This is a genomic window from Frigoribacterium sp. CFBP 8759, assembly GCF_014841655.1.
In the GTDB taxonomy this organism is placed as follows: Bacteria; Actinomycetota; Actinomycetes; order Actinomycetales; family Microbacteriaceae; genus Frigoribacterium.
The window spans coordinates 655,997-673,547 of record NZ_JACYUH010000003.1; the positions used below are offsets into that span (position 1 = coordinate 655,997).

Genomic DNA, 17,551 nt, shown 5'->3' on the forward strand with positions numbered 1-17,551 from the left:
CTCGGCGCCGCTCGCGCGGTCGATCACGGGCGGGTCCGGACGAGGCCGGCGTGCGGCGTCGCCCGGTGTGGCCGAACTCGCCCGGACCGCGGTGCGCAGGGTGCCTAGGCTGGCCGCATGACGGACGCGCTCGAGCAGGCCAGGGCGGAGGCCGCCGCAGCGGTCGCCGCCGCCGAGAAGGCGAAGCAGGACGCGGAGGCGGCACTCGCGCGGGCCGAGCGGCTCGCGGCCGAGGCGGACGTCGCCGACGCCGCGGCGGACGCCGGGCTGACCGAACCCGAGCCGGTCGCCGGCACCCCGGTCGACGGCCTGCCCGTCCCGCCCGGCGGGCCGCTCGACGAGTCGGCGGTCGACCTCGTCCGCGCGGGCTACGGTTTCGACGGTCCCGCCCTCGAGCTCGGCGCCCTCGTGAACGGCGATGCCCGGGTCGACGTGCCCGTGCGCATCCCGCTCGCGATGCTCAACCGGCACGGGCTCGTGGCCGGTGCGACCGGCACGGGCAAGACCAGGACCCTGCAGGTGCTCGCCGAGCAGCTCTCGGCGGCCGGGGTCCCGGTGTTCGCGGCCGACGTCAAGGGCGACCTGTCGGGCATCGCGACGCCGGGCGAGGCGAACGAGAAGCTGCTGGCCCGCACGCGGGGGATCGGCCAGGACTGGTCGCCGCAGGCGGCACCGACCGAGTACTTCGCCCTGGGCGGCAAGGGCACCGGCGTGCCGGTCCGCGCGACGGTCAGCGGTTTCGGGTCGCTGCTGCTCAGCAAGGTGCTCGGCCTCAACGACACGCAGGAGAGCAGCCTCGGCCTGGTGTTCCACTACGCCGCGCAGGCCGGGCTGCCGCTGCTCGACCTGTCCGACCTGCGGGCCGTGCTGACCTGGCTGACGAGCGACGAGGGCAAGCGCGAGCTCGAGGGGCTGGGCGGGCTGAGCAGACAGACCGTCGGGGTGATCCTCCGCGAGCTGATCACGTTCGCCGACCGGGGGGCCGACGCGTTCTTCGGCGAGCCCGAGATCGACACCGCCGAGTTCCTCCGCACGGCCGAGGACGGTCGTGGCGTCGTCAGCCTGCTCGAGGTGCCCGGCGTGCACGACCAGCCGGCGCTGTTCTCGACCTTCCTGATGTGGCTGCTCGCCGACCTCTACAACGACCTGCCCGAGGTGGGCGACCTCGACAAGCCGAAGCTCGTCTTCTTCTTCGACGAGGCGCACCTGCTGTTCGCCGACGCCTCGAAGGAGTTCCTGGCGCAGATCACGCAGACCGTCCGGCTCATCCGGTCCAAGGGCGTGGGCATCGTCTTCGTCACCCAGACCCCGAAGGACGTCCCGGGCGAGGTGCTCGCCCAGCTCGGCTCGCGCGTCCAGCACCAGCTCCGCGCCTTCACGCCCGACGACGCGAAGGCCCTGCGGGCGACGGTGTCGACGTACCCGACGAGCGACTACGACCTCGCCGCGGTGCTCACCGGCCTCGCCACCGGGGAGGCGGTGGTGACGGTCATGAACGAGAAGGGGGCTCCCAGCCCGGTCGCGTGGACGCGCCTCCGTGCCCCGCGCGGTTCGATGTCGCCGACCCCGGCCGACGTCATGACCGCGGCGGTCGCGGCGTCGCCGTTGACCGCCGCCTACGGGGCGTCGATCGACCGCGACTCGGCCCGGGAGATCCTCGCCCGCAAGCTCGAGGCCGCCGCGCTCGACCAGCGCGAACGGACCGACGCCGCGGCACGTCAGGCGACGATCGACGCCCAGCTGAAGGAGGCCGCGGCCCGCGAGAAGGCGGACGCCCGGGCGGTCACCGCCGCCGAGCGCGAGCGGAGGGCCGCCCAGGCCGAGTACGAACGTCAGCAGAAGGAGTTCGAGCGAGCCGAGCGGGCGGCCGCGAAGGCGCGTGCCGGGCGCGGGACGACGACCCGCGCCTCCTCGGGGTCCCGTTCGTCGGGGTCCGGATCGACCGGCGGGTTGCTCGGCGAGGTCCTCGGGTCGAGTGCCGGCAAGGCGGTCGTGCGCGAGGTCGTCAAGGGCATCTTCGGCACGCTGCGTCGCCGCTGAGCCCCGAGTCGGTGCAGCCCCGAGTCGGTGCAGCCCCCGAGTCGGTGCAGCCCGAGGCGGTGCAGGCCCGGGCCCGCGGGCACGTCCTCAGGCGGGGTTGCCGAACGCCTGGAAGAGCACCACGAGCGTGCCGGTCGCCAGGGCGAACAGGCCGCAGGCGATGGTGACCCCGATCCACGGGCGGCTCTCGTACCAGTAGGGGCTGTCGGGGTAGGCCGCGAAGAACTCGCGGCGGGTGAGGGCCCGGGGCAGGACGGTCGTCGGGATGCCGAGTGCGTCGACGACGGCGTGTACGGACGCCTCCGACCAGTACGTGCCCCGCATCCGGAACAGGCGTCGCCCCTCGTCGTCGAGGGCGAGCAGCTGCGTGACGGTCTCGGTCGAGTGGTCCCGGTAGGTGCGGACGAGCACGAGGGAGTCGACCTCGTCGCGCCGCAGCCGGACGAAGCCGGGCAACCACCCCCGCTTGACGAACTCGCTGCGCGTGACGGCCGCGTACGAGAGGCGGTAGCGCCAGTACATGAGCAGTCCCATGACCACGACGCCGCAGGTGACGGCCAGCACGCCGCTCTGGTGACCGCTCGGCAGGGTCAGCCACAGCACCGCGATCAGCACGGGTGACAGGCTGAAGACGCCGGTGAGCGTGGCGCTCCGGGCGAGTTCGCGCCGTGGCCGCACCGTGACGGTGCCCCGCTCGGTCGGCATCGCCGCGTCGGTCGTGTTCATGTCGTCCCCCTGGGGTCGGCGTGACCCCGAGTCCCCCGACCCGAGGCTGCTGCTGTCGGGGCAGCGCCGTGCCCTCAGCGTAGACGATGCGTTCGCACAGATACCGGGGCGTCCCACCCCAGTGCGGGGAGCCCGCGATCGGGGGAGTCGAGCGAGTGTCAGCTCTCTGCGCGGTCCCGGAGGCGCTCGATCTCGCGACGGTCGCGCTTGGTCGGGCGGCCCGCGCCTCGGTCGCGGACCGGTACGGCGGCGACCTCTTCGCGCGGCGGTGGCGGGGGAGTGAGGTCGGTCATCGCCTCGGCCGCGGCCGGAGCACCGACGCGCTTCACGAGGCAGGTCTTGACGACGACGATCCGCTCGAAGCCTGCGATGCGCGCCCGGACCTCGTCGCCGGGACGGACGGCCTGGGCGGCCTTGACGCGCTCGCCGTTCACCCGCACGTGACCGGCCCGGCAGGCGGCGTTGGCGGCCGAGCGGGTCTTGTAGAGCCGGACGGCCCAGAGCCAGGCGTCGACGCGGGCGGACGTGAGGGGCGGCATGGGGAAATGCTACGGGTGGCCGCCGACGTCGACGACCGAGGGGGCCGGTCTCAGAGGTCGTCGGAGGCGACGCGCGCCGGGGTGCCCCCGGTCACGCGCACCAGCTCGGCGAACGTCGTGGCGAAAACGGTGTTCGCGGTGCCGGCGCTCGCCCAGAGCACGTCGTGGGTCTCGAGCGCGGTGTCGACGAGCGTCCGCACCGGGCGGGGGTGGCCGACCGGGGCCACGCCGCCGATGACCTGGCCGGTCGCGCGCTTCACCTGGTCGGCGTTCGCCCGCATGATCGGGCCCCGGCCGAGCGTCGACGCCACCAGGTCGGTGTCGACTCGGTGGGCGCCGCTGGTGAGCACGAGCAGGGCCTCCCCGCCGGTGTGGAACACCAGGCTGCTGGCGATGGCGCCCACCTCGCAGCCGAGGGCGGCGGCGGCCTGTGCGGCCGTGTGCGTCGACTCGTCGAACTCGCGGACCTCGCCCTCGGCACCGGCGGCACGGAGGGCGGCGACGACGGCGCGGGCCCGCGGCGGCAGGGCGGCGTCGAGGTGCTCCGAGGAGGGGCGGTGCGAGTCGGTCATGCCCCGACGGTAGCCATGAGGGAGCCTCAAGGTCAGCAGCGACACGGGGGCGTCCCCCGGGCCCCGCGGAGTCCGGTACGCTGGTCTCGGTCGTGCGCCGGTTCACCGTGTGCCCGCCCTGGAGGATTCGCCTAGTGGCCTATGGCGCACGCTTGGAAAGCGTGTTGGGTGCAAGCCCTCAGGGGTTCGAATCCCCTATCCTCCGCATCGGGCCAATCCACAACTGGATTGGTGAAATTGCCACAAAAGAACAACTAAGGACCCCTGTCGAGCCTCTTCGGGCCGCCAGGGGTCCTTTTGCTTCGCCCATCTGCTCCCGGGAGAGTCAGGCGAGCCTTTCCACTTGGCTGAGGGCAGCAAAAAACCCCGCTTCGTCCGAAAACGAGCAGGGCTTTTCGCCAGGCGAGGTGGAGCTACTAGATGGTTCGGGTCACTTTGAGACGCCTGGTGGGGCTACGGCTTTGCCGTAGGTGGGGAGCTGGTGGGCCGCAGGTTGCTGCACTCTGGCTGCGCGGTGATGGCGCGCGTGGAAGGTGAAGGGGTTTTCCCCGAGCACGACCGCGTAGGGGTCCTGCAGGAGGCGCCTCAGGGCCCAGCGCCTCAGAGCTATGAGATTCACGGCTGCCATGGCGAAGGTCATCAGAAGGCCGTTCTTCACGGTGCCGAAGACGCGGGTATAGCCGCGGCGAATGTCGGTGATGTCGCCGCGGATCATCGAGTTGTAGTTCTCGACGAGGGAGCGACGTCCGTAGTCGGCGAGCCACTTCCGAGTTCCGAATCGGTTCCGCTGACGACTTTTCAGAAGCTCCTCCTTGATGGTGATGCTCGCGCCGCAGGTGCAGCCGTTGCCCGGCGTGCACAGGGTTTCTGGCAAGTTCGCGAGGCGCTGGTCTCGGTACGTCTTCGGGTAGTTGACGCACCGTACCCGCCGGGCGAAGGCTGGCCCTTTCAGCTCCTGCTTCCACACGCCACCGCGCTTTTTGGGCTTGGTTTTCGCTACGTACGCGAACTTCTCGCGGGCCTCGTAGAGGTTGTGGCGGCGTTCGTTCTCTTCACTCGTGTTCTTCAGTCGGCTGATTCCGCCGAGATCGACTTTGAGCGAGTCCCACATGCCCTTCGAGTACACCCAGCCGTCGACGAAGAGTGCGTCGGCGTTCAGCGTCTCCACCAAGACGCGCTGATTGTCCATGAGGTCCTGCGTCTTGGTGAGTCCCCGTTCGAGGAGCATCTGGGGGAGGTCGTCTCGGTTGGTGTAGCCGCGGTCCATGAGGACGTTGTCGAGGTCGCACTCCTGGAGGATGGCATCGAGACTTCTGGCGATTTGGGATAGGTCAGCCGCGCCGCCGGGGTGCATGGGGGTGGCGCAGGCGAGGACGGGCAGACTGTCGTCGCCCATGCGGGGAACCATGGTCATGACCTCGAGATGACTGCCATGGAAGGTGTTGTGGAGGTTGCGCTCTACGGACCCCTTACTTCCGATGCTCGGCCTGTTGTTGGTGAAGTGGCCGAAGTTGGCTTCAGGGTCTTTGCTCCAGTACTTGCGCCCGTCCGCGTCTTGGGTGAAGTCCGCCTTGGGTGGGGCCTTGACGCCTCCGGAACTTTCGCGCGGCTTGTCGCGGCTGAAGGGCTTGGCCCAGCTTTCGTAGTGCGTGGCGTCGAGCGCGATGTCGGTGCTGCGCAGCTCCTTTGGGATGGTGTTGAGGAGATACAGGGCGTTGAACGTGTCGACGTGCGTGCCCGCGAAGCCCCGCCAGGGCTTCATCGTCCCGTTATCAGTGAAGCGTAGGGCGCTGTCGTCTTGTTCGAACAGGCGGCGGAGGTCTTCGAGGTACGACTCGATGTGGTGGTACCTGACCTCGAAGCCGTCCTTGATGCCCAGCTGCGGCCACAGGTGTTGGACCCTCGTGGCGCTGCTTCGGACGTCCTCCAACTTCGCAGTTCCCGGTTCGAGCAAGAAGTGGACCTGCATGAGGACGAAGAAGGCCCGCCAGGACAGCACACGGCGTCGCCCCTGCTCTGTTTTCAGGCTTTCGAAGAGGTTGTGGGCACGGTCGTAGGAATCCACGAGGGCGACAGCCCGGTGGAAGGCCTCGTCGGGTGTGAGTTTGTTGATGCCGATGTCGTCGGACTTGAGGACGAGCTTGGCTTTCATGGCACGGCGCAGTTGGGCGACGTAGGGAGCTGGGAGCACACACGCCCCGGTCATTGCGTGGCACCGGTAGCTCGGAGCAGCGATGCGGCTTGCATGCTGAGGTAGGGCTTGAGGTCGCCGAGGGCGCGGGTCTGCTGAAGCCCAGCGATCTGCAGGAACGTTGGGATGTCCACGCCCGAGTCGAGGATGCTCACCAGCCAGGTGTTGCGAAGGCGGTTCGCTTTCAGGGGCGGCAGTGCGTCAGGAACCTTGATCAGATACCTGATGCGGGCGAGGGGTTCGTCGAGCCGGACCGTGAAGTTGCCGATGAAGGGCTCGTCCGGAAACTCCTTTGCCAAGCCCTGCAGGGTTTGGATGTGCTCGAGGCGGATGGGCACCAGGCGGGCGGTGCTGTCCTTGATCCCTGTCCGCAGGCACAGCACTCCGTCGATGGTCACGAGATGCTCCGGTCGCGCGCTGGCGACTTCCGCCGACTTCAGGCCTGCACCCAAGGTCAGCGCTAGGAGTCCGATGAAGAACCGGCGCTGCTTCTGAGTGGTCTGGTGATGAGCGGAGAACCAGTATCGACTTAGCTCGTCGAGCGTGTACGGGGGTTGCTTCTTGGGCTTCCACGCTGTCGCCCGTCTCGGAGCCCACTCTTCGGGCACCACCATGCGGCCAGCACTTCGAAGCCGAATGGCTTGGTCGAGGCGGTAGGTGTTCGCCAGGTCACCGTTCTTGTCCTTCCCCCAACGTTCCAACGTTGTAGGTCGCAGGAGCAGTTTGGGGTCGAGGGGCATGCCCTGCTGGGCACCCCATTCGAAAAGTTGGGCCAGGGCGGTGATCGTGTTGATGGCCGATCGCGCGGTGGAAGGTTCCATCGCCGTCGTGATCTCCCGGCACATGTCGGCTACCAGGGGATAGTGCGGGCACAGATTCGCTCTGGGCTTGTAGGAAGCGATCGCTGTGGCTGGAGAGGCGTAGCTCTTGCGAACAATCATGTTCGCCGGCACAAGGGCTTCGAACTTGCTCATGCTCCTTCACCCCGCTCGGAGGCGGGTGCGTCGACGCACTCGGGTGCTAGGGAGATCGCGGCCCGTACGGGCATAAGCCGTGTCACTGCGGCCGGGTCACAGGAACCGGCCGCGGAGCGGGCGTTGACGGGCCCCAGGCGGAAGGTCTGCGTGGGCGAAAATGGGCAGGCGGAAGTGATTGCGGTACCGCGCCCCTCTTGCATGAGGGGGAACGAGCGTCTAGCCTGAAAGTACTTCGACCTGAAGGACTTTCGGGCACCCCCGGCAGCAGAGATTGGCGTCTCGCTACCGGGGGTTTTCGTCGTCTGGGGTACCGCCCGAAGGCGGTGGGTCATGTGTTAGTCGTTGCCTTTCTCAATGGGGATGTAGGTGCTGGGGGCAACTCGGCGAATCTCTCTTCGCTGAGTGAGCTGGTGAATGGCCCGGTGAATTTGCTGCCGGTTGAGGGCGCCCGGATGATCTCGATCGAGCTGCGAATTGATCTCTGTAATGGTCGAGACGCCAGAACGGACGAGCCGGAGAACCTCCCCAGAGAGGTTCCCGATCCCTGCGGCACGGAGGCGAGGCTTTCGTCTCAGCTGCGCCCTTGTCAGCTGCGAGGCAGTCCCGACCCAGTTCTGCCGGAAGGGGTACCTGCCCTCAGAAGCCAACTCGCGTTGACGTCTGGCGAGCGATTCCACTAATTCCACGATGGTCGCTTCAACGGACTCAGGGGTGTCGGCGTCGAAGTCGATCTTCGTTTCCATACGAGGAGTCTGCGGGAGAAACGCGTCGAAATGGGCCGACGGTTGCGCGAGCAAAGTACCGATTTTCATCTGTTGGCAACTGGCTCCCGTACGCCCCGGAGCTACACCGTTTCTAGTGAAGCATGTTCGTCACAGTTCACTCTTCTTCTAGGATAGAAGTGTGACGATCGAGGGAATTGATGCATTCTCCCGACGCCTGGGCATTTCGCTCTCCTCGGCACGTCTTCTTGCTGAGCAGGGACTCATTGAGGCTCGCTTGGTGGAGGGTGAGTGGGTCTTTCAGACGCATCCTCGACGACGGCAGACCTTTGTCAGCCGTCCCCTGGCCCCCAAAATGGCCTGGTATCTCCGGTTGCTGATGGTCACGCGGACAGAGGCTCCGGACATGCCCCGCCAGTACCGGGCGCGGCTACGGGGCCACATCAATCAGCTGGCCGACAGTCCCGATCCCGGTCTTCTGTTACGGACGTGGTTCAGGCACCGCCTCACCTACACAAGGTTCGAGTTCTCAAGGGGGACTTCGTCCTTCGGCGACTCAGTCTCCGCACTCCGCGGGGATCCGCGATTCCTCGCCACTGGAGTCAGCTACTTCCGGAACGGCCTAGAAGAGGCAGGGACGGTGGCCCTGGAAGGCAGGTGCACCTCCGTGGCTTTCCGATCACTCGTTGCAGATCGCGGGCTCGTGGAATCTCCAACGGGGCGAATTTGGCTTCGTAGGCTCCCGAACGGGTCCCGACAGCTCAGGACTGCCAAAGAAGAGGCTCTTATCGACTTGTCGTGGCACGAGACGCCAGAGGCAAAGGTGGTCATCCAGCGGGAAGTAACGGCCCTGGTCCAGGACATTCGGCACCGAGACGTTCTTTACATCAGGCATCCGGGTCCCCGTTAGATGACTGCGGCCAGCGCCCGTGACTCCTGTTCAGCCTTGGGTAGGCGCTCGCGTCGCTGGACCCACGCCAGATCGAAGATGGCGCTGGACAGCGAGTGGAGAAAAGTGCGCAGCACCAAGAGCCCAGAAGCCGTGCCCAGCGAAGGGAGGACCCACGCAGAGATGAAGGGCACGGCTAGCCACAGCACCGTCGGTGTGAAAAGCAGGATGAGGCGAAGATCGGCGCAGGCGATGAGCCAAAGAGGAAGAAGGCGGCGGCACCTAGGTCGTCTTGCACGGACCTGCAAGAAGTGGCTTAGCTGGTGAAGGCACCGAAGGGCGCGTGACCCCTGCTGCAGCGCACATCGCAGAGCCGACACCGAGGATCAAGAAGGAGCCCCACGGAAATCCATTCAGGCCGCGTGGCAATCCTGTTCATGACAAGTATTCCCAGCACGGACGAGGCGCCCTAGTAAGCGAGAAGCGTCAGTAATGCCAAGCCCGCCCAGGCCCTACACACATCGAGGGTATGCCCGTGCACTTCGCGATCTGGCTATCGGGTCTGTGATCGATCGGGTGGCTTAGAAACCAACTGAAGGGTATGCAAATGGGTTCATTGTCCTCTAAAATGGGGACACGCTTCTGGGAGGAATGACTGTGGATTTGAGATCGCTTGTTGTACGAAACGACCTCGTGGAGCCAGGCGGGGGGCGAGGTGACTGGGACGCCATTGTCATGCCGCCGGAGTCAAAGGATCGCCTCCTTCGCTCGGTTGTCCTGGGCCTTCAGCTGCGGCAGAGGGTGTCGTTCAATGTCAGTGCCTTGCACGGGCTCGCGTTGCTTGTTGGGCCCCCAGGGACGGGCAAATCGACGCTGGTGCGCGGACTGGCTGGGCAAGTAGCGACCGTCGTGAAGGGGGGCCGGTGTCGGTTCATCGAAATCAACCCCCACGGTTTGATGAGCGCCGAACACGGTCAGAGTCAGCAGCGGGTGCACCACCTGTTCTCCGAGCTGATTCCCGGCCTTGCAGATGACGGCATCCCGACGGTACTCATGTTGGACGAAGTCGAGTCAATTGCCGTCGCTCGAAGCGAAGCCTCTCTTGCTGCTAACCCTACGGACGTGCACCGCGCTACCGACGCGATCCTGACCGCACTTGATGATGGCGCCGTCCGTACGCCCCATGTCTTCACCGTCGCCACAAGCAATTTCAGTGGGGCCCTTGACGAGGCCTTCCGATCGCGAGCCGACATCACCATCTCGATGCCGCTGCCCGACGAGGTCGGTGTGGCACAGATCCTTCAGAAGACCCTTGAGGGTTTCGGGGCTGTTTTCCCCGCTTTGGCGAATTTGGCGGGAAGCTCGCGTCTGCCAGAGGTGGCTCGCCTACTCGTTGGCAAAGATGGCCGCTCCATTCGCAAGGCAGTCACCGACGCGATGCTCCTGCGCATGGAGGTCACCATCGACCCGAACAAGATGACCCTGGACGACCTCGCGGAGGCAGCGACGTTGCGTGTTGTCACAGAGATGGAGCCGTCTGATGCAGCGCACTAGAACAATCGCCGGCAGCCCCAATCGAAGTGCCGGCGAGGCGTGGAAAACGATCGTCTCCTTGATCGGGTCCACCTTGGAACGCAGCCCGAACGTGCCCCAAGGGAGTGTCGAGGAGGATCTGCTGTCCGTGTCCGGACTCGGTGCGGCCATGACTGCCTCTGGGATTCTCGACACTCATCCCCTCGTTCTCGTTGCCGGGGACCTCGAACTGACGATCATCGTCAAGAGCAACGACAGTGCCTTCGCCGTTGACGAGAACTTGGACCCTGTACCGGGCGGCGCCCAGGCCCCGGCCGACTGGGTGCTGCATCTTCCTGATGTCGGGCTTGTCGGGGATGCGGCCAAGAAAGCAGCCCAGGGTTCGGCGCACCTTTCCACCGGGCGCCCCAAGCAGACTCCACCACCGACGGAACTGAGTTCCCCGAACTCGTCGATGAATCACGATGCCTTCCGGCAGCTCGGGGGGCGTTGATGACTGCGACTTCGACAAGCACGCACACTCGGACCCAAACCGCTACTCACCTGTCTGACATCGTCATGGCCACCATGGGAGATGTTCTCAATCACCTAGGAATCGATGCCTCGCGCCTACTCCGTAACTGGGATCGAGACCAGAAAGCTATCGCTGCCTGGATCTATGAGGGCAGCTTGAAGCACGTTGTCTTGGAGTGTCACCAGCCTTCGGGGGCCGTCGCGCCGGTACTTGAGTTCCCCGTGTCCTACACGTCAGCAAATGTCGGCGACCAAGCTTTCGTGACGTCGCAGGCTCGGATCGTCGGTTACCTGGCGAAGATCGCCAGCGTGCCGGCCGGAAGCACCTACAAGCTCTTTTGCGAGTTCAACGGTCCGCGGACCCCTCAGGACGGGTGGTCACCGGGCACGCGCGCGAGCATGAACGACCTTCGTGGACGAACAATCGGGACGGTGGCTAGCGCGCCCCACGCTTCCACGTCCGCGCGCATCTACACACGATAGGAGAATCATGAGTCGCGTCGACGAAGCCTTTGCTCGACTGAAGACGAACTTGGAAATCACGACAACGGAGGCCAACGAGGCAGCTAAGCGTCACGCACTAATACGCGACCACGTGCGGTCTCGCTGGTCGCTGAGCGCGGACTTCTTGACCGGCAGCTACGACCGCCACACGAAGACCAAGAAATTGAAGGACGTCGACATCTTCGTCGTCATCGACCCTGATGGCCCCCAAGGGCACCTGTCAGACGGAACGGGGCGGGCAGCCGTTGAGGCTCTTGCTGAGATCCTACGTACCCGGTGGGCGGTGGACGCAGACGACAACGTTGCGCTTATCTCCTACAGCGACGAGGAGGTCGCCTCCTATGAAGTGGCGCCGGTGTTCGCCAGCAAGAACGGTTACCTCATCCCTAACGGCACGTCGTGGATGAACACAGACCCCTCCGTTCATGCGCAACTAGTCAGCGCGAAAAATTCGGATCTCAAGGCCAAGTTCGTTCCCCTGGTCAAGATGATCAAGGCAGTCAACCGTCAACACGACGAGCCCATAGCGCCCTCGTTTCTCCTTGAGGTTATGGCCCTGGACCTTGTCCAAGCTCCCGTCGCCAAATACAAGGAAGAGCTTGCATTCTTCTTCGCTGCTGCCGCGGATGCAATCTTTGACCCCTGGCCTGATCCTGCAGGGCTAGGCGACGACGTCGATGCTCAAATGACCGAAGTGGAACGGAAATTGGCAGCGGAGCACTTCCGCCAGTGGCAGCTCACCGCCGAGAACGCTCTCCGCCTCGAGGACGCCGGCCAGGAGAATGCGGCTGTGGACGAGTGGAGGAAGCTCTTCGGTTCACGAATGCCTCGATCGTGAACGGATTTGCTGTTCAGTCCATCTACGAGCTGCAGCAGACCAGCAAGTTCGTCTCTTTGCTCAAAGCGGCCAACGCTCTCCACAAGACAATCGAACGCTGGGATTTCGTCCGCTGGTTTCTGGGCATTTTCTTAGCCATTTTGGCAATCATCGGCATTTTTTTGCCCGAAATTCGCGGGCCCCTAGGTGCCAGCGGCTTTGTCGTCGGCATTTTGACCACCGCCGCTTGGCCCAGGTGGCGACAGTGCCTATCATCCGACGCCGCCGTCGTCCAAGAGATGTTCGACACTGAACTCTTTGGGCTCGAGTGGTCTCGTAGCCAACCAGCAGAAAAAAACAATGTGTTCATCAGTCGGTGGGCACGAAAGCGGTTTCGTCGAAATACGGCCCCCTGGTATGTCGACGTTCGCCGTATTCCAAGTCCAGTTGCCGAGGCGTTGTGCCAGCGCGAGAACGCCATCTGGGACGCAGACCTGCGATCCGCGTGGGTCATCCTGTGTAAGACCACGTTCTGGGTACTTACCGTCGTCCTGATCCTCATCGGCGTGGCACTCGACCTATCGGTCTGGCATTTCTTTCTGTGGATCGTCTTTCCGCTGACGTCGCTTCTGGGAACTGTGCTGTCCAACACGTACCAGCAGTCCGCGACGGTCGCGGGGCGACGGAGCATCCTGGCGAACATTGAGCTGGAGCTAAAGCAGCTCCATCCGTCCTCATCAGTCGCCGAGATCAACTCGTTTGCTCTCAACCTCCGAGGATGGCAGGACGACATCTTTCGCTCGCGCCTCGCAACTGCCCGCGTGCCGTCGTGGTTTCACGCTCTGCTTCGTGACAAAAATGAGACGGATCACGCCTACGAGGTGGAAGCCTTCCGCGCAAAGTGGGGGGCCGCCTATCCCGAAACGTGAACAAGCGCTGGCATGCAGCTCACAGCGGCGTAGACAGAGACAAATCTAATCTGTCGGTTGCGGAGAGTCAGACGCAAGGGCCTGTTATTACACACCGATTCGCTGGGTGTGGCGGCAGTTGTGCGCTGCCCGGCTGAGGCGGACTGTCAGCCATTTCGTTACCGCGAGGTGATCATGCGGAATCGACTTCCGGCTGCACGCGGCGTATGCATTGTGATCCTGGTGCTCGGGACTGCCAAGCAAAGAGTCCGGTGCGCACGCCCACTAGATACGGGGTGTTTTAGGGCGGCTCTCGGTCTTTCGCTTGCACCCCTTTGTTGGGGGCTTTTTCATACCCAAACGTATGTTTAGGGTCGAACCAGGTTGAGCGACTGCACCAGTTGTCCAGCTCCTTCATTCAGTCGCCGCATCTCGATAGGAACGACACCCCGTGAGCCGCCGTCCCAAAACCCCATTTCCCCCTCCCGCCCGACAGCTCGGCTGCAGATCTCCTCATAAGCGCGAGTATGTGCACCTCGCTTGGTGGACCCTCAAGAGCGTTCGGCGCCATCGAGGCCCGGTTGCTGTGATCGTGGCAACAGTGCTCCTTTTCGCCTATCTTGCAGTGTCATCAGGGGTACTTCACCCCGTGCTGGCGGTCTTGTTGACCGTTGTTGGATTCGGGGCGTACTTGTTCCTGGCAACGGTGTTGCTCTGGGTGAGCTTCGCGTGGAGAAAGCGTTGCGTCATCTACATGAGCCTTGCAGGGGATGCCGTCATCGTTCTCCAGAGCCACAAACGACAGCTTGTCTGGGAAGCAAAAAACCACATCACGAAACACATTGGCACGCGTCGTGGCAAAGCTCTCCGCGCCACGATGAAAACCCCGTTGCTTAAAGCAGCGTCGGACGCGGGTGTCGATATCTACGGCAAAGCGGCCAACGGCAAAGTCCAGCGTTTATATCTCGATCAGTTCGGGACGGTGGGTCTATCGCCGACGGGCTCCAAGAGCGTCACGTGGCCCAAGCCACCGAGGCTCCACCCTAAAAATTGACCCCAGCTTTCCGTCGCGAACTGGCATGACTTGTGGACGCGTCTTGGCGCCCTCGGCTCATGCTTGGCATCTTTGTACCGGACCTACCATCTCGTCCGCGCTTGGCTGCAACCGCCCCGTGCCGTCCTGGGCGGCAAGGTTCGTTCTCGCCCTTTTCACCTGGAGTCACACTTGACAACTGCTACCGATCTCCTGCCTCTAGCTCTCGGTTACGTCGCGACACCTGTCGGACTTGGAGCCGTGGCCTTGGCTGCTGCCCGGTTTGTCTTGCCCGCCCCCCGCTGGACACGGAGGCTCGAGCGAGATGTCGCTCTGCTAGAGGCCATGCGCAAGGCCGACGGAGTGCATCCATCTGGCGCCACTCTTTCTCAGACTTACCTAGTCGATGCGCAAGCGGTTCGCCTGGCTAGGTACCAGCGCGACCAATCCTCGTTGCGCGAAGCCGGTGTAGCAATCTTGTTTGCCGGCATAGTCATCGGCTACGGCTTCTATGTGGCGTGGGCAGCTCGCGTCCTTCTCGACCCAAACGGTGAATTCGACGTGGCCGTCGCGCTCCTGCTTGTTGCCGCGGGCTTGCTAGCCACAGTCGTAGTCGTGGCACGCCTCCTCGGCGGTGGCCACTCGAAATTGCTCAGCTACCCCTTCGTCGTGAGGGACGAACTCAAAAAGTAGCTTCGGGCACCTAGGGCTGTTTGAAGGTCCCGATGGCGTCCCCCGCGCTACATGCTCGCCGTCGCCTCTGGTAGAACCGAGCACGCTCTTTCACCACCAGAGTGCTCGCGTGGGACGAGCCTGCGGTTCCACCGAGAAGGCTCAAATCGTGGTCAAGATCGATCCGCTAGGAATTGCCTGTACCAAGCGGATTCCGCTGCTGAGAGCACCATCCTGGGCTCGGAAGGAGCTAGACCAGTCTCTGCCCAAAGGCCACTCACGTCGAACCAGTTGTCCATCGTCAAAAGGTTCTGTTGGTGGACAGTCAGGTCCTGCAGCGACCGGGAGGCCGTTCGGGCGTCATCCCGAAGGGGCTCAACCGCCCGCAGAACCTCGCGCAGGCGGAAAGGTCTCGGCGCTGCGACGACGTAGCTCGACTCCGCGGGCTGTTTCATACAAGTCGCAAAGTGGGCGACGACCTTGGCGAGGTCGCGTGCTGAGGTGACCGAGACTCGAGCGTCTTCTGCGGCAATGGGGAAGCTCTCTGGAGACAAAGTTGCTATTGCAGGAAGGAACCAGCGATCACCCACCCCGAACACGAGGTTAGGGCGAAGCACGACGCCACCGTGAGCGGTGACCGCGCTGTCGCCGGCGAGTCGAGATCGGGATCGCGAGGACTCAGGCTTGAGGCGCATGGAACTGGCCTGGGCCCCCCGGTGCGGTCCCGAGCCATACACGGAAGCCGTGCTGACAGAGAGAACGCGATGGATGCCGACCTCGCGAGATGCGCGTGCAAAGTGTGCCGGACCTTCTCCGTTCACAAGCATTTGCCTGTTCTCGTCGGCGCCGAGGTAGCTAACGCACCAGACGGCTGACCGGCATCCAGAGAGTGCCGCGCCTAAGCTCGTCCTGCTGCCGATGTCCACGGGAAGGGTGCCGGCAGGCGTTGCTGTCCTGCCAAGGCGCCGAATCACGTGACCTACGCTTTCCAGTTCCTCCGCAACGTGTCGTCCGATAAACCCCGAAGCTCCGACGATGGCAATAGGTCGGCGGTCTTGATCTTGCTCACACCTCACGACTACCCCCTCCTGCGGTTTGCCGCATTGCCGAAAAACGTCGGTGGGCAGGCGCCCCTAAAGACAGACCCAGTACCTTGGTCCGTGTCCCGCTCGTTGATTGGTGTGGGCCTGCGGAACTGCTCTCGAGGGAATCGGACTTCATATGCCCAAACAAGACCGGGCCGTGGCGACTCGCGCTTCCATCCTCCAAAGTGCCGCGCTCATCTTTGACGATCGCGGCTATGCAGGCACGTCGTTGGAGACCGTTGCCGAGCGAGCAGGCGTCACGAAGGGGGCCCTGTACTTTCACTTCGCGTCCAAAGAAGACGTGGCCAACGCAGTGATCGCAGAGCAGCACCGCATCTCCAGGAATTACGCGGAGGCGGCCATGACCTCCAGCCGGTCCGCCCTTGAGGCCATGATGCTGATGTGCCGGGGGCTTGCTGTTCAACTGCTCGATGAACCACTGGTCAGTGCCGGCATTCGGCTGACCACGGACTCGTCCTCGCGGCACCTCGGGGTCCAGGCTCCGTATACCGACTGGATGGCCACCTTTGAGAACTTGTTGAACGTAGCCAGAGATGAGGGAGACGTTGTGGCGGACGTTGATCCGGCTAAAGTTGCCCACTTCATCATCCCCGCCTACACGGGAGTGCAGATGCTCTCGGATGTGATGACGCGACGCGAGGATCTTTTCACAAGAGTGCAGGAAATGTGGCTTATCATCCTGCCTGGACTCGTCCCTCCAGAAAACCTGATGGGCGCGCGGAACCTGGCGCTTCGGATTAGAAGATAGCCTCACGGCTCAACCCTCAGCGCCGGCGAAGCCGTGAACACATGTCATTCCGTCTTGCCTCAGTGCCACGGCGAAGTTCCCCTGACGACAACGATCGACCTCCAATGTAATTTCGGGCTCAAATTCGACGACCCGCGCAAAGACGAGATCGAAAGACGTGAGGTCGACTTCGTGGGGGCGCATCAAGTTCCTGACGCCCTCCCTAACGGCTTCGAGAAGGAGCATTCCCGGAACATGATCCAGGGGATGGTCGAAGAAGACAGGATCGGTTTCGTCGACAACAACGACGGGGCGATCAGCTCGTCCCCACTGCAGTAAGTGGCCCCGCGATTGGAGTGCGCGCGCATGAACCGCGATCGGCCTTTTAGGCCGGTTTCGGCGAAGGCGCGCATATGCCTCTGGGGCAACGATGCGTGCGTGTCCGATACCTTCGCCAAGGATCTGCCCTCCGCCCTCGATCCGCACCGACACTCGCATGCTCGTGGGACCCTCCTGGGTGCGGCCCGAGGCGACAACTTGAGCTTGCACCATGATCTCGTCCTCACTCCAAGGGGCAGGCGCCGCGATCGTCTTTGCGGATAGAGAGGGCATGAGGAAGGCCGCGTCCAGGGGCACTCCGTACATGGTGTGTGCGAGCAGAATCGTGACTTGACGAATGGTTTCCGCTACGAGCGCCGAGTCTGCCCTTCGCTCATGAGTCGAATAGAACGGGTGTTCCCGGGGCCATTGGGCCCCGAGCGCAAAGTAGTCATCATCTAATTGACGTGCCTCGGTGATCAGCACCTCTCGGAGTTGACGACGGTGCACGAAGCGCCCAGGCGCTAGCTGATCGGGAGTGAAAGTTGGCAAGGAAAGCTGCATCAGAACGGCGCTTCAAAGGTCATGGCTCCTGACCTTAGAAACCTTCGCAACGGTTTTGTAGCACCCGAAAGGGTGCCGCCTTGCCCAGGCTGCAATGCAGCCAGTTCCGGCGCCCAGCTAGCGGGAATCCGTCGCTGTCGACAATCGCCAGACGCGAACAGTTTAGGAGCAAAAAAGCGTTTCTGGATTTCGCTTCAGAC

At 63.9% G+C, this 17,551-nt stretch carries 17 protein-coding genes and 1 tRNA gene; 10 read left to right on the forward strand and 8 right to left on the reverse strand.

Features of this window, described 5'->3' with window-relative positions; genetic code table 11:
- Positions 1 to 117 precede the first annotated feature (117 nt).
- Positions 118 to 2,040, forward strand: a complete 1,923-nt coding sequence (locus IFT79_RS13265) for a helicase HerA-like domain-containing protein (RefSeq protein WP_192124617.1) — start codon at positions 118 to 120, stop codon at positions 2,038 to 2,040.
- 87 nt (positions 2,041 to 2,127) lie between these two features.
- On the opposite strand, the gene IFT79_RS13270 is transcribed toward IFT79_RS13265, so the two are convergent.
- The 3 genes from IFT79_RS13270 to IFT79_RS13280 all read right to left on the reverse strand — a co-directional run bounded on the left by IFT79_RS13270 (position 2,128) and on the right by IFT79_RS13280 (position 3,877).
- Positions 2,128 to 2,766: a hypothetical protein gene (locus IFT79_RS13270; RefSeq protein WP_173151297.1), complete on the reverse strand. Its 639-nt coding sequence runs from the start codon at positions 2,764 to 2,766 to the stop codon at positions 2,128 to 2,130.
- 158 nt (positions 2,767 to 2,924) lie between these two features.
- Entirely contained in the window at positions 2,925 to 3,305 is a 381-nt protein-coding gene (locus IFT79_RS13275; protein ID WP_056046493.1) for an RNA-binding S4 domain-containing protein, read from the reverse strand.
- Positions 3,306 to 3,355: 50 nt separating this feature from the next.
- Entirely contained in the window at positions 3,356 to 3,877 is a 522-nt protein-coding gene (locus IFT79_RS13280) for a YbaK/EbsC family protein (protein ID WP_192124619.1), read from the reverse strand.
- 120 nt (positions 3,878 to 3,997) lie between these two features.
- Between IFT79_RS13280 and IFT79_RS13285 the strand changes: the two genes are divergently transcribed.
- Positions 3,998 to 4,082: transfer RNA gene (locus tag IFT79_RS13285), tRNA-Ser, on the forward strand.
- Between the two features lie 225 nt (positions 4,083 to 4,307).
- On the opposite strand, the gene IFT79_RS13290 is transcribed toward IFT79_RS13285, so the two are convergent.
- The 3 genes from IFT79_RS13290 to IFT79_RS13300 all read right to left on the reverse strand — a co-directional run bounded on the left by IFT79_RS13290 (position 4,308) and on the right by IFT79_RS13300 (position 7,788).
- Complete coding sequence (locus IFT79_RS13290) at positions 4,308 to 6,029, reverse strand: hypothetical protein (protein ID WP_192124621.1); 1,722 nt, start codon at positions 6,027 to 6,029, stop codon at positions 4,308 to 4,310.
- A 50-nt stretch (positions 6,030 to 6,079) separates the two neighbouring features.
- The gene (locus tag IFT79_RS13295) at positions 6,080 to 7,042 is read right to left on the reverse strand and encodes a hypothetical protein (protein WP_192124623.1); all 963 of its coding nucleotides are present in this window, start codon (positions 7,040 to 7,042) and stop codon (positions 6,080 to 6,082) included.
- Positions 7,043 to 7,380: 338 nt separating this feature from the next.
- Positions 7,381 to 7,788, reverse strand: a complete 408-nt coding sequence (locus tag IFT79_RS13300; protein WP_192124625.1) for a hypothetical protein — start codon at positions 7,786 to 7,788, stop codon at positions 7,381 to 7,383.
- A gap of 1,603 nt (positions 7,789 to 9,391) precedes the next feature.
- Between IFT79_RS13300 and IFT79_RS13305 the strand changes: the two genes are divergently transcribed.
- The 7 genes from IFT79_RS13305 to IFT79_RS13335 all read left to right on the forward strand — a co-directional run bounded on the left by IFT79_RS13305 (position 9,392) and on the right by IFT79_RS13335 (position 14,657).
- Positions 9,392 to 10,210, forward strand: a complete 819-nt coding sequence (locus IFT79_RS13305; protein WP_249408055.1) for an AAA family ATPase — start codon at positions 9,392 to 9,394, stop codon at positions 10,208 to 10,210.
- A 58-nt stretch (positions 10,211 to 10,268) separates the two neighbouring features.
- Positions 10,269 to 10,682, forward strand: a complete 414-nt coding sequence (locus IFT79_RS13310) for a hypothetical protein (RefSeq protein ID WP_207116411.1) — start codon at positions 10,269 to 10,271, stop codon at positions 10,680 to 10,682.
- Positions 10,682 to 11,185: a hypothetical protein gene (locus IFT79_RS17075; RefSeq protein WP_192124632.1), complete on the forward strand. Its 504-nt coding sequence runs from the start codon at positions 10,682 to 10,684 to the stop codon at positions 11,183 to 11,185. Before IFT79_RS13310 ends, IFT79_RS17075 begins: the two co-directional genes overlap by 1 nt.
- 7 nt (positions 11,186 to 11,192) lie before the next feature.
- The gene (locus tag IFT79_RS13320) at positions 11,193 to 12,044 is read left to right on the forward strand and encodes a CBASS oligonucleotide cyclase (RefSeq protein ID WP_192124634.1); all 852 of its coding nucleotides are present in this window, start codon (positions 11,193 to 11,195) and stop codon (positions 12,042 to 12,044) included.
- On the forward strand, positions 12,041 to 12,952 hold the full coding sequence (locus IFT79_RS13325; RefSeq protein WP_192124636.1) for an S-4TM family putative pore-forming effector: 912 nt from the start codon (positions 12,041 to 12,043) through the stop codon (positions 12,950 to 12,952). The genes IFT79_RS13320 and IFT79_RS13325 overlap by 4 nt, the downstream gene beginning before the upstream one ends.
- Positions 12,953 to 13,523: 571 nt before the next feature.
- The gene (locus IFT79_RS13330) at positions 13,524 to 13,985 is read left to right on the forward strand and encodes a hypothetical protein (RefSeq protein WP_192124638.1); all 462 of its coding nucleotides are present in this window, start codon (positions 13,524 to 13,526) and stop codon (positions 13,983 to 13,985) included.
- Positions 13,986 to 14,309: 324 nt separating this feature from the next.
- Positions 14,310 to 14,657, forward strand: a complete 348-nt coding sequence (locus tag IFT79_RS13335; protein ID WP_192124640.1) for a hypothetical protein — start codon at positions 14,310 to 14,312, stop codon at positions 14,655 to 14,657.
- Between the two features lie 152 nt (positions 14,658 to 14,809).
- Here the strand turns inward: IFT79_RS13335 and IFT79_RS17080 are convergent, their stop codons facing one another.
- Positions 14,810 to 15,712, reverse strand: a complete 903-nt coding sequence (locus tag IFT79_RS17080) for an NAD-dependent epimerase/dehydratase family protein (RefSeq protein WP_192124642.1) — start codon at positions 15,710 to 15,712, stop codon at positions 14,810 to 14,812.
- A 145-nt stretch (positions 15,713 to 15,857) separates the two neighbouring features.
- Here IFT79_RS17080 and IFT79_RS13345 point away from each other — a divergent pair, with 145 nt between their 5' ends.
- A complete protein-coding gene (locus tag IFT79_RS13345; protein ID WP_192124644.1) occupies positions 15,858 to 16,490 on the forward strand; it encodes a ScbR family autoregulator-binding transcription factor in 633 nt (210 codons plus the stop codon).
- Between the two features lie 9 nt (positions 16,491 to 16,499).
- Here the strand turns inward: IFT79_RS13345 and IFT79_RS13350 are convergent, their stop codons facing one another.
- Positions 16,500 to 17,351: a ScbA/BarX family gamma-butyrolactone biosynthesis protein gene (locus tag IFT79_RS13350; RefSeq protein ID WP_274604885.1), complete on the reverse strand. Its 852-nt coding sequence runs from the start codon at positions 17,349 to 17,351 to the stop codon at positions 16,500 to 16,502.
- Positions 17,352 to 17,551: the final 200 nt, after the last annotated feature.